Source organism: Arthrobacter sp. AOP36-A1-22 (assembly GCF_052377615.1).
Classification (GTDB): domain Bacteria; phylum Actinomycetota; class Actinomycetes; order Actinomycetales; family Micrococcaceae; genus Arthrobacter_H.
Window position 1 is genome coordinate 223267 of the sequence record NZ_JBQSWX010000001.1, and the last position, 25092, is coordinate 248358.

General features: G+C 66.6%; 22 protein-coding genes. 13 read left to right on the top strand and 9 right to left on the bottom strand.

The window, feature by feature from the left end; all coding sequences use genetic code 11:
• Window positions 1-4: 4 nt before the first annotated feature.
• On the bottom strand, window positions 5-1186 hold the full coding sequence (locus tag ACT3S2_RS01150) for a MarP family serine protease (RefSeq protein WP_444553393.1): 1182 nt from the start codon (window positions 1184-1186) through the stop codon (window positions 5-7).
• 203 nt (window positions 1187-1389) lie between these two features.
• Between ACT3S2_RS01150 and ACT3S2_RS01155 the strand changes: the two genes are divergently transcribed.
• Window positions 1390-2067, top strand: coding sequence for a Crp/Fnr family transcriptional regulator (locus ACT3S2_RS01155; protein ID WP_444553394.1), 678 nt, complete (start codon window positions 1390-1392; stop codon window positions 2065-2067).
• A 143-nt stretch (window positions 2068-2210) separates the two neighbouring features.
• Here ACT3S2_RS01155 and ACT3S2_RS01160 read toward each other — a convergent pair whose 3' ends face one another.
• The gene (locus ACT3S2_RS01160; protein ID WP_444553395.1) at window positions 2211-3116 is read right to left on the bottom strand and encodes an NUDIX hydrolase; all 906 of its coding nucleotides are present in this window, start codon (window positions 3114-3116) and stop codon (window positions 2211-2213) included.
• Window positions 3117-3198: 82 nt separating this feature from the next.
• Window positions 3199-3624: a RidA family protein gene (locus tag ACT3S2_RS01165; RefSeq protein WP_444553431.1), complete on the bottom strand. Its 426-nt coding sequence runs from the start codon at window positions 3622-3624 to the stop codon at window positions 3199-3201.
• Window positions 3625-3889: 265 nt separating this feature from the next.
• Between ACT3S2_RS01165 and ACT3S2_RS01170 the strand changes: the two genes are divergently transcribed.
• From ACT3S2_RS01170 to ACT3S2_RS01185, 4 genes are all read left to right on the top strand, one after another.
• A complete protein-coding gene (locus tag ACT3S2_RS01170; protein WP_444561101.1) occupies window positions 3890-6058 on the top strand; it encodes a transglycosylase domain-containing protein in 2169 nt (722 codons plus the stop codon).
• Window positions 6059-6087: 29 nt separating this feature from the next.
• Complete coding sequence (locus ACT3S2_RS01175) at window positions 6088-7041, top strand: metallophosphoesterase (protein ID WP_444553397.1); 954 nt, start codon at window positions 6088-6090, stop codon at window positions 7039-7041.
• A gap of 175 nt (window positions 7042-7216) precedes the next feature.
• On the top strand, window positions 7217-9064 hold the full coding sequence (locus ACT3S2_RS01180; protein ID WP_444561102.1) for an ABC transporter ATP-binding protein: 1848 nt from the start codon (window positions 7217-7219) through the stop codon (window positions 9062-9064).
• The gene (locus tag ACT3S2_RS01185) at window positions 9061-10869 is read left to right on the top strand and encodes an ABC transporter ATP-binding protein (protein ID WP_444561103.1); all 1809 of its coding nucleotides are present in this window, start codon (window positions 9061-9063) and stop codon (window positions 10867-10869) included. Before ACT3S2_RS01180 ends, ACT3S2_RS01185 begins: the two co-directional genes overlap by 4 nt.
• Window positions 10870-10966: 97 nt before the next feature.
• Here ACT3S2_RS01185 and ACT3S2_RS01190 read toward each other — a convergent pair whose 3' ends face one another.
• Complete coding sequence (locus ACT3S2_RS01190; protein ID WP_444561104.1) at window positions 10967-11302, bottom strand: hypothetical protein; 336 nt, start codon at window positions 11300-11302, stop codon at window positions 10967-10969.
• A 171-nt stretch (window positions 11303-11473) separates the two neighbouring features.
• Between ACT3S2_RS01190 and ACT3S2_RS01195 the strand changes: the two genes are divergently transcribed.
• A complete protein-coding gene (locus tag ACT3S2_RS01195; RefSeq protein WP_444553401.1) occupies window positions 11474-12712 on the top strand; it encodes a helix-turn-helix domain-containing protein in 1239 nt (412 codons plus the stop codon).
• Window positions 12713-12744: 32 nt separating this feature from the next.
• Here the strand turns inward: ACT3S2_RS01195 and ACT3S2_RS01200 are convergent, their stop codons facing one another.
• Window positions 12745-13650 (bottom strand): phosphoribosylaminoimidazolesuccinocarboxamide synthase, encoded by a 906-nt coding sequence (locus ACT3S2_RS01200; RefSeq protein WP_444561105.1) that lies wholly within the window; start codon window positions 13648-13650, stop codon window positions 12745-12747.
• Complete coding sequence (gene purD / locus ACT3S2_RS01205; protein WP_444553403.1) at window positions 13650-14936, bottom strand: phosphoribosylamine--glycine ligase; 1287 nt, start codon at window positions 14934-14936, stop codon at window positions 13650-13652. The genes ACT3S2_RS01200 and purD overlap by 1 nt, the downstream gene beginning before the upstream one ends.
• Before the next feature lie 53 nt (window positions 14937-14989).
• Here purD and ACT3S2_RS01210 point away from each other — a divergent pair, with 53 nt between their 5' ends.
• From ACT3S2_RS01210 to purM, 6 genes are read left to right on the top strand one after another with little or no spacing between them, the layout of a single operon-like run.
• Window positions 14990-15601 carry a class I SAM-dependent methyltransferase gene (locus ACT3S2_RS01210; RefSeq protein ID WP_444553404.1) on the top strand — a complete coding sequence of 204 codons (612 nt, stop codon included), beginning with the start codon at window positions 14990-14992 and terminating at the stop codon, window positions 15599-15601.
• Between the two features lie 34 nt (window positions 15602-15635).
• On the top strand, window positions 15636-16634 hold the full coding sequence (locus ACT3S2_RS01215; RefSeq protein WP_444553405.1) for an asparaginase: 999 nt from the start codon (window positions 15636-15638) through the stop codon (window positions 16632-16634).
• 3 nt (window positions 16635-16637) lie between these two features.
• The gene (locus ACT3S2_RS01220; protein ID WP_444553406.1) at window positions 16638-17021 is read left to right on the top strand and encodes a sterol carrier family protein; all 384 of its coding nucleotides are present in this window, start codon (window positions 16638-16640) and stop codon (window positions 17019-17021) included.
• Window positions 17022-17024: 3 nt separating this feature from the next.
• Window positions 17025-17360 (top strand): hypothetical protein, encoded by a 336-nt coding sequence (locus tag ACT3S2_RS01225; protein WP_444553407.1) that lies wholly within the window; start codon window positions 17025-17027, stop codon window positions 17358-17360.
• A 47-nt stretch (window positions 17361-17407) separates the two neighbouring features.
• A complete protein-coding gene (gene purF / locus ACT3S2_RS01230) occupies window positions 17408-18958 on the top strand; it encodes an amidophosphoribosyltransferase (protein WP_444553408.1) in 1551 nt (516 codons plus the stop codon).
• Window positions 18959-18972: 14 nt separating this feature from the next.
• Window positions 18973-20115 carry a phosphoribosylformylglycinamidine cyclo-ligase gene (purM, locus tag ACT3S2_RS01235; RefSeq protein ID WP_444553409.1) on the top strand — a complete coding sequence of 381 codons (1143 nt, stop codon included), beginning with the start codon at window positions 18973-18975 and terminating at the stop codon, window positions 20113-20115.
• 106 nt (window positions 20116-20221) lie between these two features.
• Here the strand turns inward: purM and ACT3S2_RS01240 are convergent, their stop codons facing one another.
• Together ACT3S2_RS01240 and ACT3S2_RS01245 are read right to left on the bottom strand one after the other, a co-directional pair.
• Window positions 20222-21166: a Sir2 family NAD-dependent protein deacetylase gene (locus ACT3S2_RS01240; protein ID WP_444553410.1), complete on the bottom strand. Its 945-nt coding sequence runs from the start codon at window positions 21164-21166 to the stop codon at window positions 20222-20224.
• 109 nt (window positions 21167-21275) lie between these two features.
• Window positions 21276-21503, bottom strand: coding sequence for a DUF3073 domain-containing protein (locus ACT3S2_RS01245; protein ID WP_444553411.1), 228 nt, complete (start codon window positions 21501-21503; stop codon window positions 21276-21278).
• Between the two features lie 195 nt (window positions 21504-21698).
• Here ACT3S2_RS01245 and ACT3S2_RS01250 point away from each other — a divergent pair, with 195 nt between their 5' ends.
• The gene (locus tag ACT3S2_RS01250) at window positions 21699-22295 is read left to right on the top strand and encodes a septum formation family protein (protein WP_444553412.1); all 597 of its coding nucleotides are present in this window, start codon (window positions 21699-21701) and stop codon (window positions 22293-22295) included.
• Here ACT3S2_RS01250 and clpB read toward each other — a convergent pair.
• A complete protein-coding gene (gene clpB / locus ACT3S2_RS01255) occupies window positions 22292-24904 on the bottom strand; it encodes an ATP-dependent chaperone ClpB (RefSeq protein WP_444553413.1) in 2613 nt (870 codons plus the stop codon). The genes ACT3S2_RS01250 and clpB overlap by 4 nt on opposite strands.
• Between the last annotated feature and the right edge of the window lie 188 nt (window positions 24905-25092).

The following is a 25092-nucleotide window of genomic DNA, read 5'->3' on the forward strand; positions in this document are numbered from 1 at the left end:
GGGCTCAGTGCGCCGAGCAGGCCCCGGTGGACACGGTTTCGGAATAGTCGGAGGCCTGTTCCAGGACCGGGCCGACTTCCTGCAGCGAGAGCGCATATCCCACCTCGGTGTCGCCCTTGGCCTTGGCGAAGATGACCCCGACCAGTTTCCCGGCATCGTCCAGCAGCGGGCCGCCGGAGTTGCCCTGTTGGACGTCGGCGCCGAGCTGGTAGATCTCCAGGGTGGAGGCGTCCGCCCCGTAGATGTTCTGCACCGAGATGCTGCGCAGCGACTGGACGATGGCGCCCCGGGCCTGGAACGGGCCGCCTTCGGGGTAGCCCATGTAGGTGGCCGAATCCCCGGTGGATAGATCCCGGCCTTCCTTCACCGGATCCAGTCCCAGGGAGTCCACCGCCAGCACGGCCAGATCCTGGGTGGAGTCGAAGTGGACCACCCGGGCGGGGAGCGCCCGGCCGTCGGCGGTGTTCACCACCGGTTCGGCGATACCGGCGACCACATGCGCGTTGGTCAGGATCCGGTCCGGCGCGACGACGAAGCCGCTGCCGGTCTGGTTGACCCCGCAGGCGAAGGCCGTCCCGGTGATCTTGGCCACCGACTCCTCCACCGTGTTGATGGCTTCCGGCTCCGCCTCCGCCGCGGCCCCGTCGGGGGCCGGGGCGAAGGGTTCGATCAGATCGGGGATGGACTGTCCCATGACCACCGAGCGGGCCTTGGCCATCGCCGAGGAGACCGGGTCGGGGGTGGCATTGCGGATCGTGCTGATCACCTGCGAGGAGGCGATCTGTTGGGATAGGAAGGGCAGGCCCATGCTCGCGGCGGAGAAGGCGATTGCCGAGATCACCAGGGCCGCGACGACGACGTTGGTGATCCCGCCCAGGAGCCGGTCGAAGGTCTTGATGACGGGGAAGTTCAGCAGCAGGCGCACCCGGTTGCCGACCGCCACCCCGATGGAATGTCCCAGCAGCACCAGGACGACGGCGGTGGCGATGACCCAGAAGACCCGCCAGCCGGCCGTGGTGACCCAGCTGGAGACGAAGGGGATCGCGTAGAAGGCTCCGACCCCGCCGGCCACCAGGCCGACCACCCCGCCCAGGGTGACGAACAATCCCTTGCGCAGACCCGAGATCAGGAAGGCGACGAACGACAGCAACAGCAGGATGTCGAGCCAGCTGAACCCGAAAATCACCAATATCTCCTACCGTCGCGTGGGGCTGCGGCGGGTTTCCGGCAGGCGCCGGTGCCCGCACGGCTCCATCAGTCTACGGGCACGCCCGGGTCAAACATTGGTGCTGAGGGCTGAAATCATGCCACTATCGTTGTGGAAGGTGTCACATCGGTTCTGACTACGGCACAATAGGACAAGCGCCATCACACTTGCAAGGAGAATTCATGGACATCGAGGTACTGCGCCGGGCACCACTATTCACGACGCTCAGCGACGAAGTATTCGCCGCCCTGACCGAGGAATTGATCGAGGTCGATTTGTCACGCGGGGCATCAGTGTTCCGCGAGGGGGATCAGGGCGACCAGCTCTACTTCATCGTTTCGGGCAAGATCAAGCTCGGGCGTACCGCCCCGGACGGACGGGAGAACCTGCTGGCCGTCCTCGGTCCGGGTGAACTCTTCGGGGAAATGGCCCTGTTCGACCCCAGCCCGCGCAACGCCACGGCAACCGCCGTGTCGGAGACCCGTCTGGCCGGGCTGCGCCACGAGAACCTGCGCAAGGTCCTGCAGAACTCCCCGGAGGTCTCGGTGCAGCTGCTCCAGGCGTTGGCCCGCCGTCTACGCCGGACCAACGAGTCGCTGGCCGATCTGGTGTTCTCCGATGTCCCCGGCCGCGTGGCCAAGGCCCTGCTGGATCTGGCGGACCGTTTCGGCCGCCCGGCCACCGACGGGGTGCTGGTCGCCCACGAACTCACCCAGGAGGAACTGGCCCAGCTGGTCGGGGCCTCCCGCGAGACGGTGAACAAGGCCCTGGCGGAATTCGTCCAGCGTGGCTGGCTCCGGCTCGAAGCCCGCGCCGTGGTGATCCTGGACATCCAGCGTCTACGCCAGCGTTCGCGCTAGGGCCGTAGCCTCCGGGCGGTACCCACCGCCCCTCGTTCCACCCCCGCCACCGGGGACGCCCCACGACGGGGTCCCGGGGTGGGGGTCGTTCGTTTAAGCGCCGGGCCGGCCGTGCTGCAGGGCTCGGCCACGTTGGACCCGGTTCAGCGTCCGCGGGCGCCGGCTCCGCCCTCCGTGGCGGTACTGATGCTGACGTCGAGGTAGAAGGACCCCTCGACCTGGGTCAGCTTGGGGTGGTAGGACTTCATCCGGCGGCGATGGGAGAGATAGGCCACCGTGCCGCGGGTGGTGGCCACCTTCTCCAGGATGAACTCCACGGCGGGTGTGGTGATCCTGCTCAGTTCCTGCCCGCGGGTGTCCTGCTGGTCGACTTCATCACCCAGAGACGAGGTGGCACGGCCCTTCAGGACCTCGGCGGCTGACTTCCAGGCGCCCCAGACCCCCTTGCCCTGCAGGAGGCGGGCCTGTTGCTGCGGCGGCAAGGCCGCGGCGAAGTAGCGGGTGTCGAAACGCCGGTGGGCGAAATCGGGGCTGATCCAATGTGAGAGCGGACGCAGCAGGTCGGTCCGCAGTCCCAGCCCCCGCTTGGCCAGCATCGCGGTGAAGGAAATGTCCTGTCCGGCGACGGCCTCGCGGATCTGCATCCATTCGGTGGTGTTGGTGTTCTCCACGATGGACAGGGCGTCGGAACCGGCCAGCAGGATGCCGGTCTCCTCGAAGAGCTCGCGCACCGCGCAGATGATGTGGCTCCGGGCGAAGCGGTGGTCCAGCACCCCCAGTTGGGCGCCCCACCAGCCCAGCGACGGACCGAACCAGTCGGTGTTCTCGTCGTCGCCGGCTTCGAAGCTTCCGCCGGGAAAGGCCACCGACCCCAGCGGGGAACCGCCCGGGCGGTACGTGAGATAGGTCTCCACCCCCCGGGGCGAGTCCCTCAACAAGACGACGGACGAGGCCTTCCGGGCGGCACGCGGGGTGCGGCTGCCATAGGTGATCCAACTCTCCGCCGCCCCGTATTGGGACGGCGGGAGCGGAAAAAGTCGCCGGAGCATGCCGGTGCGGGGTGTGGCGGATTCCGCTGGACGCGGTCCCCCGCCCCGACCGGACACGCCCCCGACGACGGGTCGTGACGAATCAGCTGAATTCGGCAATCAATTCAACTTCGACACAGGCGTCCAGCGGCAGGGCCGCCACGCCGACGGCCGACCGGGCATGAATGCCCGCATCGCCGAAGACGGTGCCCAGCAGCTCGGACGCCCCGTTCACCACGCCCGGCTGGCCGGTGAAGGACGGGTCGGAGGAAACGAATCCGACGACCTTGACGATCCGGGTGACCCGGTCGAGGTCGCCGATCATCGATTTCACCACGGCCATGGCGTTGAGCACCGCCGTGGCGGCTTGTTCCTTGGCGGTATCGGCGTCGACCTGCGCACCGACCTTTCCGTTTGCTGTGAGTTCGCCGTTAATGAACGGCAGCTGTCCCGAGGTGTGCACGAGGTTGCCGGTGATCACTGCAGGCACATAGGCGGCCACGGGTGCTGCCACCTGGGGCAGGGTCATCCCGAGTTCCGCAAGACGCTGTTCGACAGCGGATGAAGGCTGGTTTTCCACGATTTCAGGTTTCCTTTCGGACTACTGCTTGGGGCGTTTGAGATAGGCCACTGGAGCATTGCCGTCGGGCCCGGGAATGACGGTGACAAGCTCCCAACCGTCATCTCCCCATTGGTCCAGGATCTGCTTCGTGGCGTGAATTATCAGCGGTAAAGTCGCATACTCCCATTTCGTCATACCGAATACGTTAGCCCCTCCGGCTAAACTGGTCCGCATGGCGTCTAGAAAGTCCCCCTTCTTCAACACTGCAACCACCCTCGGCAAGATCGTGGCCTTCTTCGGGGTCAGTGCACTCTGTGGGGTCCTGGCTGCCGGAATGCTGGTGCCCGCAGCCTCCGTGGCCGGCTCCACCGCAGCGATCGGGATGGACTTCTTCGACGCACTGCCGGCGGAGCTGAAACAGGAGCCGCTGTCCCAGCCGTCCAAGGTCGTGGCCAAGGACGGGACGACCCTGGCCACGTTCTACGCGGAGAACCGCACGCCGGTCGAACTCGACGAGATCTCCAAGGACATGCAGAACGCCATCGTCTCCATCGAGGACGAACGCTTCTACGAGCACAACGGCGTGGACCTGCGCGGCATCGCCCGCGCTGCCGCGCACAACTTCACCAGCTCCTCGCAGCAGGGCGCCTCCACGTTGACCCAGCAGTACGTGAACAACGTGCTGATCAACGCCAAGTTCCTCAGTGGTGCCGATAAATCGGACATCACCTACTCCGGTACCAAGGACCTCGCCGATAAGCTGCGCGAGGCCAAGCTGGCGATCTCCGTGGAAAAGGAATTCACCAAGAAGGAGATCCTGCAGGGATATCTCAACCTGGTGCTCTTCTCCGGGACCAACTACGGTGTCGAAGCCGCCGCGGAACGCTACTTCTCCGTCCATGCCAAGGACCTGAACATCCAGCAGTCGGCCATGCTCGCCGGGATGGTCCAGCGGCCGAACACCTTCGATCCGATCAAGAACCCCGATCTGACGCTCAAGCGCCGCAACACCGTGCTCGGTGCCATGCTCAAGACGGATTCGATCACGAAGAAGGAATATGACAAGGCCGTGAAGACGAAATTGGGGTTGAAGCCCAAGGACGTGAAATCCGGATGCGTGGCCGCCAAGTCGGCGAACTACTTCTGCGATTACGTCTCCCACGAGATCATGAAGGATCCGGCCTTCGGCAAGACGAAGAAGGAACGCGAGACGCTGCTCTACCGCGGGGGATTGACCATCAAGACCACCTTGGATCCGCGCCTGCAGAAGGAAGCGGAAAAGGAAACCACGAAGACCATTCCCGCCGACGACAGCTCCAACATGGGCTCGGCCATCGTCACCGTGGAACCGGGCACGGGCAACATCCTGGCCATGGCCCAGAACAAGAAGTACGGCTCGGATCCGGACGATTCGTCATACACGACCTACAACCTCACCGCGGGCCGCTCCATGGGCGGCACCAACGGCTTCCAGGGCGGCTCGACCATGAAGCCCTACACCGCGATCGCCTGGCTGGAGGACGGCCGGCACATGTGGGACAAGGTCAACGCCCAACGCCGGCTGTACGACGCGAACTTCCATTGGAAGGCCTCCTGCATGCCCAAGGGCTACGTGACCGTCGACGGCGGCTACGAACCGAAGAACTTCGACGCGGGCTTCCGCAAACCGATGACCGCGGACTACGGGCTGTACTGGTCCATCAACACCGCGACCGTCAACGAGGCCTCCCAGCTCGACCTGTGCAAGATCGCCGACGTCACCGAGCGGGTCGGGCTCTTGAACGCCGCGACCGGCAAACCGATCACCGGGGCCAACCCCTCGTTCGTGATCGGCGCGGATCCGATCACCCCGCTGGCCCAGGCCACCGCGTTCGCGACCTTCGCCAATAAGGGCGAATACTGCAAGAACCGGGCCCTGACCTCGGTCACCGACGCCGCCGGAAACTCCTATAAGGTCCCCGGCGAATCCTGCGAGCAGGTCATCGACGAGCAGGTCATCGCCAACCTGAACGGCACCTTGAAACGGATCGCCGGCACCCGTGTCGCCAACGGCACCATCGACAAGCCGATCGCCGGCAAGACCGGCACCAACAACACCGCATCCTCCACCTGGTTCGTGGGCTACAGCACGGGCATGGCCACCGCTGCCTGGACGGGCCGCTTCGATGGGAACGCGCAGATCAAGGGCGTGGAGATCAACGGCAAGCGCTATTCCAACCCCGACTCCTCGACCCTGGCCGCGCCCTTGTGGCTTGAATACACGAAGGACGTCATCGACTACTATCCGGCCAAGGGCTTCGGGAGCAAGGATTCGAAGCCGGGCAAATCCCCGGACCACAGCGATTCGCCGGACAACGGTCCCGCCGGTGACGCCGGTGACGACAACAACGACGACGATTAACGGCTAGGACGAGGGAGGGCACCCACGCCATGGGCGCATCACAGGACATCACGCAGGCCGTCAAACGGGTGGTCCCGGTCGCGGGGGCCGCGGCCGGCATCGGGGCCTCGTTGGCCGGGCTGGCCATCGGCTACGGGCTGCTGGAACGCAACGCGTTCACCATCCGCCACGAGACCGTCCAGCTCCTGCCGCCGGGGATGCCTGACCTGCGGGTGCTTCATCTGTCCGATATCCATCTGGTGCCGGGCCAGGATGCCAAGAAACGCTGGCTTCGTTCCCTGGCCGGGCTGGCCCCCGACCTGGTGGTCAATACCGGCGACAACCTCAGCCACCGCGATGCGGTCCCGGAACTGCTGGAGGCCCTTGAGCCGTTGATGGCCTTCCCCGGGGTCTTCGTGCCGGGCTCCAACTGCTATTACGGCCCGCGTCTGAAGAATCCGCTGCGCTATCTCACCGGCGGGAGGGACAAGCCCCGCAACCTGGCCAAATTCACGCTGCCCTGGCAGCAGATGCATGCAGGGTTCGGCGCCGCGGGCTGGACCAATCTGACCAACCGGGCCATCTCCAAACCGCTCAACGGGGTCCGCTTGGACTTCTCGGGCGTGGACGACCCCCACCTGAAGCTCGAGCAGTTCGCCGGCTGGCCCCGCGGTTCCTCCACCGCCGGCGAAGCACCCCATGTGCGCATCGCCCTGACCCATGCCCCCTACCAGCGGGTGCTGGACCAGTTCACCGACTCCGGTGCCGACATCATCTTCGCCGGCCACACCCATGGTGGCCAGATCTGCGTGCCCGGCTACGGCGCCCTGGTCAGCAACTGCGATCTGCCGACCTGGCGGGCCCGCGGTCTGACCGAATGGGAGCACCGGGGCAAGACCGTCCCCCTGGAGGTCTCGGCAGGCATCGGGACCTCCAGATACGCCCCGGTGCGCATCGCCTGCCCACCGGAGGCCGTGTTGCTGACGTTGACCGCCCGCGACTGAAACCCTCGTGACAATGGCCCGGGAACCACGTCGGAAATCCTCTCCCGGCGCCTCCGGGCCCACGATCCACGCTCCCGGTGGACCACGACACCTCGCTGATTGATGAAACCCAACCGGTGGTTGTACGCTGTCTTTGATTGCTGTAGGCAAACACAACAGATCGAGGACGCCCTCCGTGGTGCAACACCAGAATAGTCAGCAACAACCCCAAGCCCCGGCGTCGTTCTGGCAGACCGTGAGCCGGCTCGGCCCCCAGGTCCGCCCCTACGTCCCCCGCCTTTTCGCGGGGTTCCTCTGCGCCCTCGGAGCCGGCGTGGTCGCGTTGACGATCCCGCAGGTCCTGGGCCAGATGGTCAAGTCCGTCCTGCATGCCGGTGGCTCATCGGCCGACGTCTGGTTCAGTGTCGGCATCGTCGCCGCCCTGGGCCTGGCCGAAGCGGTCCTGGTCTTCTTCCGCCGGATCTTCGTGATCACCCCTGCCGCACGCATCGAAACCGATCTGCGCGTGGGGATGTACCGGCATCTGCAACGACTCCCCGTGGCCTTCCACGATAAATGGGGGTCCGGCCAGCTGCTCTCGCGGTCAATGGCCGATCTCGGGCTTCTCCGCCGCTGGTTGGCCTTCGGCTCGATCATGCTCATCGTCTCCACGGTGACCGTCCTGGTGGGGCTCACGCTGATGTTCACCAGCAGCTGGCTGTTGGGGGCGATCTACCTGGTCGGGGCCATCCCGATCACCATCCGGGCCTTCTACTTCCGCAACGTCTTCCGCATCGCCAGCCGGCTCAGCCAGGACCAGGCCGGCGACCTGGCCACCAATGTGGAGGAATCCGTCCACGGCATCCGGGTCATCAAGGCCTTCGGCCGCGGCAGCGAGGCCCTCGAGGGATTCGGCGTCCGGGCCAGGCGCCTGCGGGATACCGAAATCAGCAAGGCCCGCACGCTCTCCGGCTTCCTGATGTTCGTGGTCTCCATCCCCGAAGTCACCCTCGGGGCGGCCCTGCTGGTGGGCATCTGGCTCACGGCCCAAGGCCAACTCGACGTCGGGGACCTGACGACCTTCTTCGCCACCGCCGCCGTCCTGGCCGCCCCGGTGGAGGGCATCGGCATGCTGTTGGGCATGACCCTGACGACCAAGACCGCCCTGGATCGCCACTTCGACGTCATGGACACCGTCAACACCATCGACTCCCCCGCCACCCCGATCCACCCGGAACGCCCCGACGGACGACTGAGCCTGCACGACGTCTCCTTCAGCTACCCCGATGCCCGCCCCGGGAGCGCCCCGGTCCTGGACGGGGTCGATCTGGAGGTCGAACCCGGAGAGACCATGGCCCTGGTGGGGACCACCGGGAGCGGCAAGTCGACCCTGCTGCAGCTGATCCCCCGGCTGTATGAGACCTCCGGCGGTTCCGTGGCCATCGACGGCGTGGACGTGCGCAACTACGATCTCGCCGAGCTGCGCACCGCGGTATCCGTCGCCTTCGAGGACACCACCTTGTTCTCCTCCTCGATCGCCGAGAACATCCTTTTGGGCGCCTCCCTCCCCCCGGGGACCGACCCCCGCACGGCCCTGGCGGAGGCGCTCGACGTCGCCCAGGCCCAGTTCGCCCACCAGCTCACCGATGGCGTCGACACGGTCATCGGCGAGGAGGGGCTGTCCCTGTCGGGGGGCCAACGCCAACGCATCGCCCTGGCCCGGGCGATCGCCGCCAAACCCCGCGTCCTGGTCCTGGATGACCCGCTCTCGGCCCTGGACGTGCGCACCGAGGAGGCCGTCACCGAACGCCTGCGGGCGGTGGTCGCCGACATGACCACCCTCATCGTCGCCCACCGGCCCTCCACCGTGATGCTCGCCGACCGGGTCGCACTGCTGCGCAACGGACGGATCGACGACGTGGGAACCCACACCGAGCTCCTCAACCGCAGCGCCCACTACCGCTACGTGATCGCCAGCCTGGACGACCCGCCCACGGTGGAGGACGTCCTGCAGACCAACACCGGAAAGGGGCCCGGAGCATGAGCGGCACCCGAGGCGTCGAGAACGAAGACCAGATCCTGCTCGGCCGCGAGGACCGGGCCCGGGTCAGGTCCCGGTCCTGGGCCCTGCTCAAAAAACTGGCGGCCACGCAGAAACCCCTCCTGAGCCTCACCGTGGTGCTGGTGATCGTCTCCAACCTGGCGCGGGCCTCCTTCCCGCTGATCGTCGCATGGTCCATCTCCTGGGCCCTGCCCCGGCTGATGGACGGGGACACCGCCCCCTTCGCCCTCACGGGTGGGCTCTACATCGTGGCCGGACTGCTCGCGGGGATCCTGCTGGGCTGGTACAACCTCTGCACGGCCAAGGTCAGCCAGGCCATGCTGCTGACCTTGCGGATGCGGGTCTTCCGGCACACCCAACTGCTCAGCCTGGAGTTCCACGAGAAGTACACCTCCGGACGAATCATCTCCCGGCAGACCTCGGATCTGGAGACGCTGCGCGAACTCCTGGATCAGGGCATCTCGGAACTGGCCTCCGGCATCGTGTTCATCACCTTCACCGCCGTGAGTATCTTCCTGCTGGACTGGCGCTCGGGGCTGGTCATCCTCTGCGCGCTCATCCCCATCTCGGTGATCTTCCGGTGGTACCAGAAGCGTTCCGAACTGGTCTACCGCGAGTCCAGGGTCTTCTCCGCCCGGCTGATCACCTCCTTCGTGGAGACGATGACCGGGATCCGTGCGGTCAAGGCCTTCCGGAGGGAACGCGAGAACAACGAGAGCTACCGCAAGGTCGCCCACGACTACCGTGACAACTCCATCCGTTCCATCAACCTCTTCGGTGTCCTGCAACCGTCCCTGGTCCTCATCGGGAACCTGACGGTGGCCGCCCTGCTGCTCTTCGGCGGCTTCCGGGTCCTGGAGGGGACCCTGGACGTCGGGACGCTCATCGGCCTGCTGCTGGCCGGCAAACGGGTCTTCCAGCCCGTGGACCAGATCGCCATGTTCTACAACTCCCTGCAGGCCGCCACGGCGGCCCTGGAAAAGGTGTCGGGGCTGCTCGAGGAGGAACCCACGGTCGTGGAACCGGTGGAGCCCGAGCCGATGGAGGAGCCCACCGGGCATATCGAATTCCGGCAGGCGGTCTTCGGCTACGGGGACGGGCCGGTGATCATGGAACGATTCGACCTGGACATCCCCGCCGGCCAGACCGTGGCCGTCGTGGGCCAGACCGGCGCCGGGAAATCGACGTTGGCAAAGCTCATCGCCAGGTTCTACGACCTCTCCGACGGGTCGTTGTCCCTGGACGGGGTCGAGCTGAGCCGGTTGGCCAATGAGGACCTGCGCCGGGCCGTGGTCATGGTGACCCAGGAGGCGTTCCTGTTCTCGGGAACCGTGGCCGAGAACATCGCCCTGGGCAAACCAGGGGCCTCCGTCGATGAGATCGTCCTGGCGGCCCGGGCCGTGGGGGCCGACGAGTTCATCAAGTCCCTGCCCGACGGCTACGACACCGATGTCAATAAGCGCGGAGGTCGGGTCTCCGCGGGCCAACGCCAGTTGATCTCCTTCGCCCGCGCCTTCCTGGCCGACCCTGCGGTGCTCATCCTGGACGAGGCCACCTCCTCCCTGGACATCCCCAGCGAACGGCTGGTCCAGCGCGGCCTCCAGACGCTGCTGGGCCAACGGACGGCCCTGATCATCGCCCACCGGCTGTCCACCGTGGAGATCGCCGACCGGGTCCTGGTGGTCCATGACGGACGGATCGTCGAAGACGGCACTCCCGACGAACTGGTGCGGGCCGGCGGACGCTTCGCGGCCCTGCATGACGCGTGGCAGGACAGCCTGAACTAGCGTCCGGCACGCACGAAAATGGTCCGGCCCCCGGAGGGACCGGACCATTTCCTTCTGACATCAATGCTCCTGCGGCGTTCCTTCCGGAACCCCGGGATCAGGCGATGGCTGCGTGCGGCCAATCGCCGACGGCCACCGTCGAATGCGGCCAGTCGCCCACGTTGATCGTGGCGTGCGGCCAGTCGCCCACGGCAACTGCCGAGTGCGGCCAATCCCCGACATTGATCGTGGCGTGCGGCCAGTCACCGACGTTGATGGTGGCATGTGGCCAGTCACCGACGTTGATGGTGGCATGTGGCCAGTCGCCGACTGCTACAGAGGAATGCGGCCAGTCACCGACGTTGGGGGTGACGTGGGGCCAATCGCCGACGGCCAGAACCGAACCGGCCGCCAGGGCGGCCGTGGCCGCGAGCGCTGCAACAAGCTTTTTCAATGTCTTCTCCTTGTGTGGGTCGCCACGAATTCTTCGATATATACCTCAGTGAGTGGCGCATCACTTAACATTCATTGTAAATTGGAGGGAACATGTTTCGTCAAGGTTTGCTACCAGACCTTTTCGAATAACACCGAGTTATTCACTTCCAGTTCGTTCTAAGGGGTTTCCATGGGAATCAAATTCGGCGAAAAGCTCCGCCATGCTCGCCAGCAGATGAAATTGACCCAGGCCCAGCTCGGACACGGGAAATACTCCACGAGCTACATCTCCCTGCTGGAGACCGGAAGCCGCGAGCCGACCTCGGATATCATCACCGAGCTCTCCTCCCGGTTGAACCTGGACCGCGAACTCATGGATTCGTGGAACACCCCGGTTTCGGCCGATGAAGCCGAGTTCGTCCTCCTGGAGCACCGTGCCCGCCAGTCCTTCACCGCCCGCGAATATTCCGATGCCGGGGAAACCGCTGCCGAAGCGGCCTCGGTGGCGCTGCGGCTGAAGAATTCAAGTGCGTGGTGGAACATGATGTTCCTGCGCGCCGAGTCTTTGCGTGACCAGGGCCGTCACGATGAATACCGCACCACGGCCGAGGAGGTCCTGAACCACCCGCTGACGGACGAGTCCCTGGCGCTGAAGGTCCGGGCCGAAACGCTGGTGGCCAATGCCTATCTGGGATTGGGCAAGCTGCATATCGCCGTCGAACATGCGATCACCGCCGTGGAACTGGGCAAGAACCTGCCCGGTGATTCGCTGATCTACATCGGCGCCTTGTTCTCCCTCATCGCCTCGCTGGCCGAATCCGGACAGCTCGACGCCGCCTGGACCAGCTGCGAGGCCTTGGCGGATGCGGTGGCCGAGGGCGCCCCCAGCCAGACCGCCGGCAACGCCTACTGGGCCATCGGCAACGTGGCCTTCAAGCGCCAGGACATCGTCTCGGGGCTGAGCAACCATCAACTGGCCGCCCAACGCCTGCTGCCGGCCAGCGACATCGAACAGTGGGCCCGCTTCAACAAGGCCTCGGCGTCGATGCGGCTGACCGCCGGGGTGGTCGAACCCGAAACCCTGGAGTGCATCGAAAAGGCCGAACTGGCGATCAGCGTCATCGGGGGCAACCCGGCCGAGGCCCTGGAACTGCGCCTGATCCGGGCCCGCTGGCTGCACCTGAACGGCCAGCCCGAGCAGGCGCTCGAGGAACTGGCCCCCGTGGAGAAGGACCGCGAGATCCTCTCCCAGCACCTCCAGGGCGAAATCGACCTGCTCACGGCCCGCTGCATGGTCGGGATGGGCAACGGCACCGAGGCCATCGACCATCTCGCCCGGGCCCAGCAGGCCTTTGCGTTGGCCGGTTCCCCGGACCGCGCCTCGTTGGCGATCGAGCTGGCCACGGAGATCCGCGCTTCACGGCGTTAGGAACCCCGCCGTGGCCGGCGGGGCCCGCCCGCTCAGGCCGTGAAGGTCTTCCCGGTCAGGCGTTCGTACGCCTCGATGTAGCGGGCCCGGGTCCGCACGACGACCTGCTGCGGGAGCGGCGGTGGCGGGGTCGTGCCGGCACGGTCCCACCCGGAGTCATCGGAGACGAGCCAATCGCGGACGAACTGCTTGTCGAAGGATGGCTGGGCCCGCCCCGGGGCGTAGGTGCGGGCATCCCAGAAGCGCGAGGAATCGGGGGTCAGCACCTCGTCGCCCAGGGTGATGGTCCCGGTGGCCGGGTCCAGTCCGAATTCGACCTTGGTGTCGGCCAGGATGATGCCGCGCCCACGGGCGATCTCCTCCGCCCGGGTATAGATGCCCAGGGTCAGGTCGCGCAGTTGCCCGGCCACCTCGGCCCCGACCCGTTCCACGACGGCGTCGAAGGTGATGTTCTCGTCGTGCTCGCCGACCTCGGCCTTCGCCGAGGGGGTGAAGATCGCCGGTTCCAGTGCCGAGCCGTCCACCAGTCCCTCCGGCAGGGGAAGTGAGCACACGGTTTGGTGAGCCGTGTATTCGGCCAACCCCGACCCGGTCAGGTATCCGCGGGCGATGCATTCGACCGGGTACATCTGCAGTTTCCGACAGACCATGGCCCGTCCGGCGACGGCGTCGGGCACTTCGGTGGAGATGACGTGGTTGGCGAATCCGTCGAGCTGGTCGAACCACCACAGGGACAGCTGGGTGAGGACCTTGCCCTTATCGGGGATGGGGGTGTCCAGGACGAAGTCATAGGCGCTGATGCGGTCGCTGGCGACCACCAGGACGCGATCCGACTGCTCGGCGTCGATCCCCGCGGGGGTGTACAGATCGCGGACCTTCCCCGAATACAGGTGGTCCCATCCCGGTAGTTCCAGGGTCTCGGTGGTGAAGTCGGTCATCAGTGGCCTTCCGGTTCGACGATGATTTTTCCTTGTTCCGCACGCAGGCCGATGTCGGTGCGATGCTGGCTGCCCGCGAGGCCGATCCGTGCGATTCCCGCATAGGCGCGTTCCCTGGCCGCTGCCAGGGAACGCCCCAGTCCGACCACCGCCAGGACCCGGCCCCCGGCGGAAACGGTGGTCCCGGCATCGTCCAGCGCCGTTCCCGCGTGCAGGACGCTGACCCCCTCGAGGGCTGCTGCCTCGTCGAGCCCGGTGATGGCGTCCCCGGTCACCGGTGCCTCCGGGTAGCGGGCCGAGGCCACGACGACACCCACGGCCGTCTCCGGACGCCAGGTGAGCGGTTCGACGTCGTCCAGGGTGCCCTGGGCCGCCGCCAGCAGCAGCGAGCCCAACGGGGTCTTGAGCCGGGCGAGGACCGCTTGCGTCTCGGGATCGCCGAACCGCGCGTTGAACTCGATGACCCGGATGCCACGGCGGGTCAGCGCCAGCCCGCAATACAGGACCCCGGTGAACGGGGTCCCGCGGTCGGCCATCGCCTTGATGGTCGGTGCCGCCACCCGTTCGATGACGTCGTCAACGAACCCCTCGGGGAGCCATTCCAACGGGCTGTAGGCGCCCATGCCCCCGGTATTCGGGCCCTGGTCGTCGTCGAAGATGCGTTTGAAGTCCTGGGCCGGTGCCAGCGGAACGGCATGCCGGCCGTCGGACAGGACGAAGAGGGAGACCTCGGGCCCGTCCAGAAATTCCTCGATGACGACGCTGCCGCCGGCGGCGAAGCATTCGGTGGCATGGGCCAGGGCCTCGTCGCGGTCCCCGGTGACCACGACCCCCTTGCCCGCGGCGAGCCCATCGTCCTTGACGACATAGGGTGCCCCGAAGGCATCGAGGGCGTCGGCCGCGGTGGCGGCATCGGTGGCGACCCGGGCCATGGCGGTGGGGACGCCGGCGACTGCCATGATCTCCTTGGCGAAGGCCTTGGATGCCTCGAGCTGGGCTGCGGCCTTCGAGGGGCCGAAGACCGGGATGCCCGCGTCGGTCAGGGCATCGGCGACCCCTGCGGCCAGCGGGGCTTCCGGCCCGATGACCACCAGGGATGCTTCCAGCGTCCGCGCCAACGCAAGGACGGCCTCCGGATCCTGGGCATTGATGGCATGGACCGGCACGTCGCCGGCGATGCCCGCGTTGCCCGGTGCTGCATGGACCTCGGTGACGAATGGATCGTCGAGGAGGGAACGGATAATGGCGTGTTCGCGGCCGCCCGGGCCAATGACGAGTACCTTCACGATCCCCTAGCCTACCGGGGCGGATGGCCCCCGGCGTGAGTAGGCTGGTCCCCGTGCGTAAAGAAACCCTGTGGGAAGCCCAGTGCAAGGAAAACCCGGGACATTCACGGTCCTATATCGAACGCTTCGAGTCCCTGCGGGCCGAAGGCGCCGACCTCGACGGTGAAGCCCGTCTGATCGATGCCATGCTCCCGCGGAGGAGCAGGATCCTGGACGCCGGATGCGGCCCGGGACGCGTGGGCGGGGAACTGGGCCGACGTGGCCACCAGGTCCTGGGCATGGACGCCGACCCCGTGCTGCTTGCGGCGGCGAAGACCGCGTTCCCGGAGCAGGACTGGAGGGTCGGCGATCTCTCTGACTCCGGGCTGTCCGCGGAAGGGGCGGTATTCGACCTGGTGGTCTGCGCCGGCAACGTCATGGCCTTCCTGGCGCCGGGCACCGCCCCGGAGGTGTTGCAGGGATTCCACTCGGTCCTGGCCCCCGGAGGCCGGGCCGTCATCGGGTTCGGCGCCGATCGGGGCTACGCCCCGGAGGACTTCCTGGCCGACGCCCGGGCCGCCGGCTTCACGGTGGACGGGCTGTTCTCCAGCTGGGATCTGCGCCCCCACCCCGGGGACACGAATTTCCTGGTCGCCGTCCTGGGCCGCGCGTCCGCGGATGCCTGAGCCGGATCGGCGGGGCGGCGAATACACTGGGGGCATGCCACAGACCCACTCCGACTTCGCCGACCTGGCTGTCATCGACCGCAGCGGCCTCGTCGAGTCGCGCCATGCCGGTACTGCCGTCGTCCTGGGGGCCGACGGGGCGGTCCTGCACGCGCTGGGCGATGTCGACGCCCCGATGTACCCCCGCTCCTCGCTCAAACCCTTCCAGGCACTGGCCTCCATGCAATCCGGGGTCCCCTTGCGCGGCGCGGAGGTCGCCTTGGCCTGCGCCAGCCACGTCGGCAGCACCGAGCACCAGGAATTGGCGGCCTCGATGCTGTCCAAGGCGGGGCTGACGGACGACGATCTGCAATGCCCCGCGGCCTGGCCCCGGCATGAAGCCACCCGGATGGAGGCGATCCGTTCGGGCGGTTCCCCGTCCCGCCTGGCCTTCAATTGTTCGGGCAAGCATGCCGCCTTCCTCTGGGCCTGCACCGAGAACGGGTGGGACACCGCCACGTATCTGGATCCGGATCATCCCCTGCAACGCCGGGTGGTCGAGGTCGTGGAGGACTACGCCGGGGAGAAGATCACCCATCTGGCCGTCGACGGATGCGGGGCCCCGGTGCCCGCCATTTCGTTGCGGGGCCTGGCCTCCGCCACCGGACGGCTTTCCCGCTCCCCCGGCAACAAATCCTCCGACGCCCGCGCCACCACGATCGCCACCGCCATGCTCGACTACCCCTGGGCCGTGCACGGGCACGGGGAGGAGAACACGGTGGTCATGGAGGATCTGGGCGTCATCGCCAAGCTCGGTGCCGAAGGGGTGCTGATCCTGGGCACCTCCGATGGTGTCTCCTGCGCCCTGAAGATCCGTGATGGGAATGCGCGGGCCGCCACGCTGGTCGGTCTGACCCTGCTGGCCTCCGTCGACGCCGTCGAGATCGATGCGATGACCGCCGTCCTGGAAAAGATCAACAAACCCGTCCTGGGTGGTGGCCGACCGGTGGGGCGGATCCGTGTCGCCAAGCCGGTCCTGGATCTGTTGGACTAGGACATGGCCGTACGACGACGGATCCCCGCCGAGCAGGGGCTCGCGGCGCTGTCCACCTGGCGGCGGACCGACGCGGACGCCCGCGCCGACCTGCCCCGGCCCACGGTGGCGATGGCGGTGCGCTACGCCCTCGAAGAGCTTTCAGAACGGGCCGAGGGCAATTCGGTGGAGGTCAGGGTCCCGCCCTTCGGGGTCGCCCAATGCGTGGCCGGCCCGCGCCATACCCGCGGCACCCCGCCGAACGTGATCGAACTCGAGGCCGCCGTCTGGCTGCCGCTGGCCACCGGTGAACTGGACTGGTCCGAAGCGGTGGCCTCCGGTTCGCTCTCGGCCTCGGGGTTGCGGGCGGACCTGTCCGAACATCTTCCGCTCTTCGGTATCCTTTAGGGTATGGATTCACCCCGTTCCGCGCCCGTTCCCCCCGACCGCGACCGCGGCTCCGCTTCCGAGTCCGTCGAGGTCTCGGTGTCCAGTTCACCGAAGTTCTGGCCCTTCGTCGGCGTCGGGGCCTTCATCGGCGTCCTGGCGGCCATGTTCACCGCCCTGGCCGGGGATCCGGGAGCCGAGTTCACCCGCGGATCGGTATTCGGTTTCTTCGCCGTGGTCTTCGCCTTGGCGGGGGTCCTGCTCGGTTCCATCGCCTTCCTGGCCGTCGATGCGGTCCTGCGTCGGCGCTCCACCCGGGCCCGTGCGGTACCCATGGATGACGGGAACGCGTCAAAGTAGCAGCTTCGGGACCTTCCGGGCACCCACAACGTGCAAGAATGATGACCATGGTGCGTGGTGACGGAATGCTTTCACATGATCTTTTGGCCGACGAGAAGGGCCCGCAGGACGAATGCGGGGTCTTCGGTGTCTGGGCCCCGGGCGAGGACGTGGCGAAGCTCGCCTACTACGGCCTCTATGCCCTCCAACACCGCGGTCAGGAGTCCGCGGGCATCGCGACCTCGGATGGCCAGCGGATCAACGTCTACAAGGACATGGGGCTGGTGTCCCAGGTCTTCGACGAGAACACCCTGAACTCCATGAGCGGGCACATCGCCATCGGGCACTGCCGCTATTCGACCACGGGTTCCAATCATTGGGCCAATGCCCAGCCCACCCTGGGCGCCACCGCCGACGGCACGGTCGCCCTGGGCCACAACGGCAACCTCATCAACTCGGCCGAGCTGATGGAACTGGTCGTGGCCGAGCAGGGCTCCAAGTTCCGCGGCGAACTCGCCCAGGGCAACACCACCGACACGGCCCTGGTCACCGCCCTGCTGCGCGGAGAAGAAGGAACGACCTTCGAGCAGACCGCCCTGGACCTGCTGCCCAAGCTCCAGGGGGCCTTCAGCCTCGTCTTCATGACCGAAGGCACCCTGTATGCCGCCCGCGACCCCCACGGGGTCCGTCCACTGGTCCTGGGTCGACTCTCCCGGGGCTGGGTGATCGCCTCCGAACAAGCAGGCCTGGCCACCGTGGGCGCCAGCTTCATCCGGGAGATCGAACCCGGCGAATTCATCGCCATCGACGACGAGGGCATCCGCTCCCAGCGGTTCGCTCCCGCCACCCCAGCCGGCTGCGTCTTCGAATACGTCTATCTGGCCCGCCCCGACGCCGCGATCAGCGGCCGGTCGGTCTACGAATCCCGGGTGGACATGGGACGCCAGCTGGCGCGCGAGAGCGCCACCGACGCCGATATCGTCATCCCCGTCCCGGAATCGGGCACCCCGGCCGCCATCGGCTATGCCGAGGAGTCGGGGATCCCCTTCGCCCATGGCTTCGTGAAGAACGCCTACGTGGGCCGGACCTTCATCCAGCCCTCGCAGACGCTGCGCCAGCTGGGCATCAAGCTCAAGCTCAATGCCCTCGAACCGGTCATCCGGGGCAAGCGCGTCATCGTCATCGACGATTCCATCGTCCGCGGCAACACCCAGCGGGCGGTCGTGCGGATGCTGCGCGAGGCCGGGGCCGCGGAGATCCATGTCAGGATCTCCTCGCCTCCCATCAAATGGCCCTGCTTCTACGGCATCGATTTCGCCTCCCGGGCCGAATTGATCGCCAACGGGGCCACCATCGAGGAGATCACCACCTCCGTCGGCGCCGATTCCCTGGCCTACATCTCCCAGGACGGGATGATCGCCTCCACCCGGCAGCCGCGCGAGCGTCTGTGCACCGCCTGCTTCTCCGGGGAATACCCGATCAAGCTGCCCGACCAGGACCGTTTGGGCAAGAACCTGCTTGAGCGTCCCGATGCCGGCAGCCGCGGTTGCGATCCCGGACCGGACGCAGAGTTCGAGGACACCCTCTCCCCCGCCGACAAGACCCCGAGCTCCCAGTAAAGGACGCCCCCAGAATGACTTCCTCCCAGCCCGGATCCGCAGGCATCACCTACGCAACCGCCGGTGTCGACGTCGAGGCCGGCGACCGTGCCGTCGAACTCATGAAGGACGCCATCAAGGCCACCCATAATGATTCGGTCATCGGCGGAGTGGGCGGTTTCGCCGGTCTCTTCGATGCCAGTGCCCTGCGCTCCTACGACAAGCCTCTGCTGGCCACCTCCACGGACGGTGTCGGGACCAAGGTCGCGATCGCCCAGGCCATGGACATCCACCACACCATCGGCCAGGACCTGGTGGGCATGGTCGTCGATGACATCGTCGTGGTCGGGGCCAAGCCGCTGTTCATGACCGACTACATCGCCTGCGGCAAGGTGGTCCCCGAGCGTATCGCCGATATCGTCAGGGGCATCGCCGAGGGCTGCTCGCTGGCCGATACCGCGCTGGTCGGCGGGGAAACCGCCGAGCACCCGGGGCTACTCGGGGAGCATGACTACGATATCGCCGGGGCCGCAACCGGCGCCGTCGAAGCCGATGCCCTACTGGGCCCGGAACGGGTACGCGACGGTGACGTGGTCATCGCCATGGCCTCTTCGGGCATCCATTCCAACGGCTACTCGCTGGTCCGCAGCGTCATCAACCATGCCGGCTGGTCGCTGGAACGCGAGGTCCCGGAATTCGGTGGGACGCTGGGTGAGGAACTGCTGGTCCCGACCCGCATCTACACGGCGGACTGCCTGGACCTGATGGGCCACCTCAATACCGGCAGCACCATGGCCCTGCACGGATTCAGCCACGTCACCGGTGGTGGCCTGGCGGCGAACCTGGCCCGCGTGCTGCCACAGGGACTCATGGCCTCGGTGGACCGTTCGACCTGGTCGCTGCCGGCGGTGTTCACCGTCATCAGTGAGCTGGGGGGTGTCCCCCAGTCCGACCTGGAGCGCACGCTGAACCTGGGGGTGGGCATGATCGCGATCGTCGACGGCGCATCGGCAGATGCTGCCGTGGCCCGGCTGAACGACCGCGGTGTCCCCTCCTGGGTCGCCGGGACGGTCGGGACCGTCACGGAGGAAGCGTCGAGCGCCGGTACGGACTTCGTCCAGGGTGCCAAGGGCGTCGACGGCGGAGCCGTGTTGATGCGCGGGGCCTACGCCGGCTGATCCGGTTTCCCCTGCCGACCGCCGCGTTCCCGCTCAGGGGGCGCGGCGGTCGTCATGGAGCTCCAGGCCAGCGGACCAACCCGCCGATCCGGGATGCGCCAGGGCTCTAGCTGGGGTCTTCGAGGCCCAGGGCCCGGGTCAGTTCATGCAGGGCAGGGGTGACCCGGGTGCGCCATCTCCAGTCGGCCTTTGCATCGCCGCGGCTGGGCCCGCCGTTGATGATGCCCACCGGCCGCCCGGCGGCCACGGCGTTGAGCACCAACTTATAGCCGCTCATGACCGCCAGACTCGACCCGATGACCAGCAGCCCCCGGGAGCCCTTCTCCAGGTGCTTCAGCGTCTCCTTGCGCTCCACCGGGACGTTCTCCCCGAAGTAGACGACGTCGGGTTTGAGTTCCATGCTGCCGCAGGACAGGCACCCGACCATGGTGAAGTCGGCGATCTGGTCTGCACTGAGAGTGATGTCGCCGTCGGGGTTCACCGAATCGGGGTCCACGACGATCCGATCGAGGTATCCCGGATTGGCCTCCACCAGCCTCCGGTCGAGATCGACACGGTTTTCCACGAAGCCGCAGTTCAGGCACTTCACCTCATCGAGGTCCCCGTGCAAAGGCAACACCTCGGTGGATCCTGCGAGACGGTGCAGGCCATCAACGTTCTGGGTCACGACGCCGTTGAGGAATCCCGCTTGCTGAAGTGAGGCCACCAACCGGTGCCCCTCGTTGGGCTCCGATCCGGACATCCTGCGCCATCCCACGAAACTGCGGGCCCAATAGCGTTGGCGGGCCCCGGAATCGTGTTTGAACTCCTGGAAGGTCATTGGCCGATGGGAGCGCAGGGAACCGTTCGGGCCGCGATAGTCGGGGATCCCCGAGTCGGTCGAGATCCCGGCACCGGTCAGGGCCAGGACGGATCCACCCTCAAGCATCGTGGTGATGCCACGCCGGGCGACGTCAGGGGCCTGGGGTGGTGCCGACTCGGCGACGACCCGCTCGATGGAACGGATCGCCGCCCGGTGCGCGTTGGCGATCGGCAGGTCCATGGGCATCATCCTGGCTTCCGGGCATGAAGAAGTACACAGGCGACACGGTTGTGTCGTCCGGCGTCGGTGCACCGTATCGGGTGGAACTCATTGCCACCGCATCCAGGGGATGCCGTGGTCAGCCGATCCGACGGGATTCGCCCTCGTCGTCATCGCTGGAATACCTGTCCGCATACTCCGCGTAGTCCGCGTCGTAGGAATCGTCGGCATGCGCAGAGGAGCCTGTCCCATGACCGCGGCCTTGTCCGAGCTCGCGTTGCAGGGCAGACAAATCAGTGGCCGGGGAATAGTACTTGATATCCCTGGCCTGTCGTGTCGCTTTTGCCTTCTGACGGCCGCGCCCCATGGCGTGACCCCCTTTATCGCTAGATCCGGAGGTGGTCCCTCACGTGAGGAGGAAGGCCCCGGAGAATGTGGCTGTTTCTTTCGTATTCCAAGGTTAACATGTTTCCCAGTCGGGTGCCGTCCCGACGACTCCCGGGCGCCCGTTAGAGTAGGTGGTAATACTCTCATCGCCGCACTCGTCCTGAAGGGAGCGTCCGTGGAGCAGCCCCCCGATCAGCAACCGCCGGGTTACCAACCAGCGCGGTCGGCACGGACCCAAGTCTCCCACCGGTTCGGGATCGCCCCCGTCTGGTTGGTGATCGGTTCCATCGGCATCATCCTGATCCTGGTCTTCGGCGTCACCCGGTTGGTCCAGTCCAGGCAACCGGACCCCGAACCCACGGACAGCGTGGCGCGCAACAGCTCCCCGGGGATCGACGGGATCATCGCGGAGAAGGCCCCTGCCTCGCAATTCGAGGTCGGCGACTGCCTGGCGGAGTTCAGTTCCCCGCTCGAGCCGGCGACGATCGTCACCTGCTCGACGCCGCATGCGGCCCAGCTCATTGGCCTCGAGACCCTCGAAGACGTCCCCTTTCCCGGGGATCCACGGGTGACCACGAAGGCGGAAGAGGCCTGCCGGGCGATCGAGCTCGATCCCGAGGCTGCGCTGGAAGGCAACTGGAACTATGCCTTCAGCCGCCCCTCCTCGGGAACCTGGGAGGCCGGGGATCGCAGTGTCGCCTGCTTCCTCGCGCTGGAGGAGGGAACGACGACGGTCTCGCTCCTCCCGGCCTCCGAAACGACCTCCACCTAGCTGGCGGTGCCTGTCGGCGCGGCAGTGGACCGGTTGACCGTCAGTGCCTCCGCCTCGGCATCGAGCTGGACGTCCACGGTGTCCCCGTCGACGATTGCCCCGGAGAGCACCGCCTTGGCCAGACGATCCCCGATTTCGCGCTGGACCAGCCGACGCAGGGGTCGCGCCCCGTACGCGGGGTCGTATCCGGTCCTGGCCAGCCATTCCCGGGCTTCGTCGCTGACCTGCAGGCTCAGCCGCCGTTCGGAGAGTCGACGGGCCAGGGTGGCCACCTGGATCTCCACGATCCGGCCCAGCTGGTCCAGGGAGAGCGGATCAAAGAGGATGACGTCATCCAGGCGGTTCAGGAACTCGGGTTTGAACGAGGTGTTCACGATGTTCATGACCGCTTCCTTCTTGGCTGTGGCGTCCAGCGCGGGATCGACCAGGAATTGTGAACCCAGGTTGGACGTGAGCACCAGGATGGTGTTGCGGAAGTCCACCGTACGGCCCTGCCCATCGGTCAGGCGCCCGTCGTCGAGGACCTGCAGGAGGATGTCGAAGACCTCGGGATGGGCCTTCTCCACCTCGTCCAGCAGGATCACCGAATACGGCCGACGGCGAACCGCTTCGGTGAGTTGTCCGCCTTCCTCATAACCGACATACCCCGGAGGGGCGCCGACGAGCCGGGATACCGCATGCTTCTCGGAGTACTCGGACATGTCGATGCGTACCATGGCGTGTTCGTCGTCGAACAAGAAGTCCGCGAGCGCCTTGGCCAGTTCCGTCTTGCCCACGCCGGTGGGTCCGAGGAACAGGAACGAGCCCGTGGGCCGGTCGGGGTCGGCGATCCCTGCCCGGGAGCGTCGCACGGCGTCGGAGACCGCGGTGACGGCATTGGACTGGCCGATCAGCCGCTGCCCGAGCAGGGACTCCATGTCCAGCAATTTCTGGCTTTCGCCTTGGAGCATGCGTCCGGCGGGGATCCCGGTCCAGGCCGAGATCACTTCGGCGATGTCATCGGCGGTGACTTCATCGGAGACCATCGTCTCCTCGTGGGCGCCTTCGGCCTCTTCGGCCTGGGCGGCGTCGAGCTGCCGCTGCAATTCGGGGATCTCACCGTAGAGCAGGCGCGATGCCTTCTCCAGGTCCCCCTCCCGTTGCATCCGCTCGGCCCGTGAGCGCAGCTCGTCGAGCTGGACCTTCAGATCGCCGACACGGTTCAGGCCTGCCTTTTCGGCGTCCCACCGGGCGTTCAGGGCATCGAGCCGTTCGCGCCGGTCGGCCATATCCGCACGCAGTGCCTCGAGGCGTTCCCGCGAGGCGGGGTCGTTTTCGCCCTTGAGGGCCAACTCCTCCATCGTCATCCGGTCCACCACGCGGCGCAGCTCGTCGATCTCCTCGGGAGCCGAATCGATTTCCATGCGGAGCCGGGAGGCGGCCTCGTCAACCAGATCGATGGCCTTGTCCGGCAGCTGGCGACCGGAGATGTAACGGTTGGACAGGGTGGCCGCGGCCACCACCGCCGAGTCGGCGATCTCTACCTTATGGTGTGCCTCGTAGCGTTCCTTGAGACCGCGCAGGATGCCGATCGTGTCGTCAACGCTGGGTTCGCCGACATAGACCTGCGCAAAACGGCGTTCCAGGGCAGGGTCCTTCTCGATGTTCTGCCGGTATTCGTCCAGGGTGGTGGCCCCGATCAGCCGCAGTTCGCCGCGGGCCAGCATCGGCTTGAGCATGTTGCCGGCATCCATGGCGCCCTCGGAGGCCCCGGCACCGACCACGGTGTGGATTTCGTCGATGAACGTGACGATCTGTCCGTCCGAATCCCGGATCTCCTCCAGGACCGCCTTGAGGCGTTCCTCGAATTCGCCCCGGTATTTGGCGCCCGCAACCATCGATCCGAGGTCCAGGGCAATCAGCGTCTTGCCGCGCAATGATTCGGGGACGTCGCCGGCGATCATCCGCTGGGCCAGCCCTTCGACCACTGCGGTTTTGCCGACGCCCGGATCACCGATGAGCACCGGGTTGTTCTTCGTCCGGCGGGAGAGCACCTGGACGAGCCGGCGGATCTCGGCATCACGTCCGATCACCGGGTCGAGTTTGCCCGAACGGGCGATGGCCGTCAGGTCGGTACCGAACTTCTCCAGGGCCTCGAAGGTGCTTTCGGGGTCTTCGGTATCGCGCGGATGATCCCCGCGCAGCCCCTCGACCGCGGCCTTCAGTGCCTGTTCGGAGGCCCCTGCGGATCGCAGGATCTCCCCCGTCCTCCCGGCGTCGGCCGCCAACCCCAGCAGCAGGTGCTCCGCCGATACCCGGCCGAAGCCCAAATCGGAGGCGGCCTTCGTTGCGGCGTTGATGACCTGCAGGAACGACCGTGAGTACTGGGCCTGGGCGACGGTGCTGCCCGAGGAAGCCGGCAGGTCACGAATCGCCCCGCTGGCGGCGACGGAGACCTGGTCCGGGTCGACCGCGGCCTTCTTCAGCAATTCGACGGCCAACGATCCGCGGTCGTCCATCAGCGCCTTGAGCAGATGCGCCGGTTCGACCTGCGCGTTGCCCGCGGTGGAGGCGTTCATGCCGGCAGCCGAGAGGGCTTCCTGGCTCTTGGTGGTGAATTTGGCGTCCATGTGGATCCTTTCCTGGGAGGTCCATCCTCGTTTCAAACTTGAGTCTACCTGACTCAACTCTATTTGGGGATGGGTTATTCCCGGGGCGAAGACCCGGAACCGGGAGTGCTGTAGGATCCTGCTCAAAATGAGAATTTCCCATTATTGTGAGAATTTTTTGAGAATTAATCCTGCTTAAACAAGAATGA

Excerpts from the sequence above, each read along its gene's own strand:
- ACT3S2_RS01240 (WP_444553410.1), bottom strand. The coding sequence starts at position 21,166 with ATGATGCCCATGGACCTGCCGATCGCCAACGCGCACCGGGCGGCGATC.
- ACT3S2_RS01160 (WP_444553395.1), bottom strand. The coding sequence starts at position 3,116 with ATGCTCCGGCGACTTTTTCCGCTCCCGCCGTCCCAATACGGGGCGGCG.
- ACT3S2_RS01195 (WP_444553401.1), top strand. The coding sequence starts at position 11,474 with ATGGGAATCAAATTCGGCGAAAAGCTCCGCCATGCTCGCCAGCAGATG.
- ACT3S2_RS01220 (WP_444553406.1), top strand. The coding sequence starts at position 16,638 with ATGGCCGTACGACGACGGATCCCCGCCGAGCAGGGGCTCGCGGCGCTG.
- ACT3S2_RS01175 (WP_444553397.1), top strand. The coding sequence starts at position 6,088 with ATGGGCGCATCACAGGACATCACGCAGGCCGTCAAACGGGTGGTCCCG.
- ACT3S2_RS01200 (WP_444561105.1), bottom strand. The coding sequence starts at position 13,650 with ATGACCGACTTCACCACCGAGACCCTGGAACTACCGGGATGGGACCAC.
- ACT3S2_RS01155 (WP_444553394.1), top strand. The coding sequence starts at position 1,390 with ATGGACATCGAGGTACTGCGCCGGGCACCACTATTCACGACGCTCAGC.
- ACT3S2_RS01245 (WP_444553411.1), bottom strand. The coding sequence starts at position 21,503 with ATGGGGCGCGGCCGTCAGAAGGCAAAAGCGACACGACAGGCCAGGGAT.
- ACT3S2_RS01170 (WP_444561101.1), top strand. The coding sequence starts at position 3,890 with ATGGCGTCTAGAAAGTCCCCCTTCTTCAACACTGCAACCACCCTCGGC.
- purM (WP_444553409.1), top strand. The coding sequence starts at position 18,973 with ATGACTTCCTCCCAGCCCGGATCCGCAGGCATCACCTACGCAACCGCC.
- ACT3S2_RS01185 (WP_444561103.1), top strand. The coding sequence starts at position 9,061 with ATGAGCGGCACCCGAGGCGTCGAGAACGAAGACCAGATCCTGCTCGGC.
- clpB (WP_444553413.1), bottom strand. The coding sequence starts at position 24,904 with ATGGACGCCAAATTCACCACCAAGAGCCAGGAAGCCCTCTCGGCTGCC.
- ACT3S2_RS01165 (WP_444553431.1), bottom strand. The coding sequence starts at position 3,624 with ATGACCCTGCCCCAGGTGGCAGCACCCGTGGCCGCCTATGTGCCTGCA.
- ACT3S2_RS01225 (WP_444553407.1), top strand. The coding sequence starts at position 17,025 with ATGGATTCACCCCGTTCCGCGCCCGTTCCCCCCGACCGCGACCGCGGC.
- purF (WP_444553408.1), top strand. The coding sequence starts at position 17,408 with ATGGTGCGTGGTGACGGAATGCTTTCACATGATCTTTTGGCCGACGAG.
- ACT3S2_RS01215 (WP_444553405.1), top strand. The coding sequence starts at position 15,636 with ATGCCACAGACCCACTCCGACTTCGCCGACCTGGCTGTCATCGACCGC.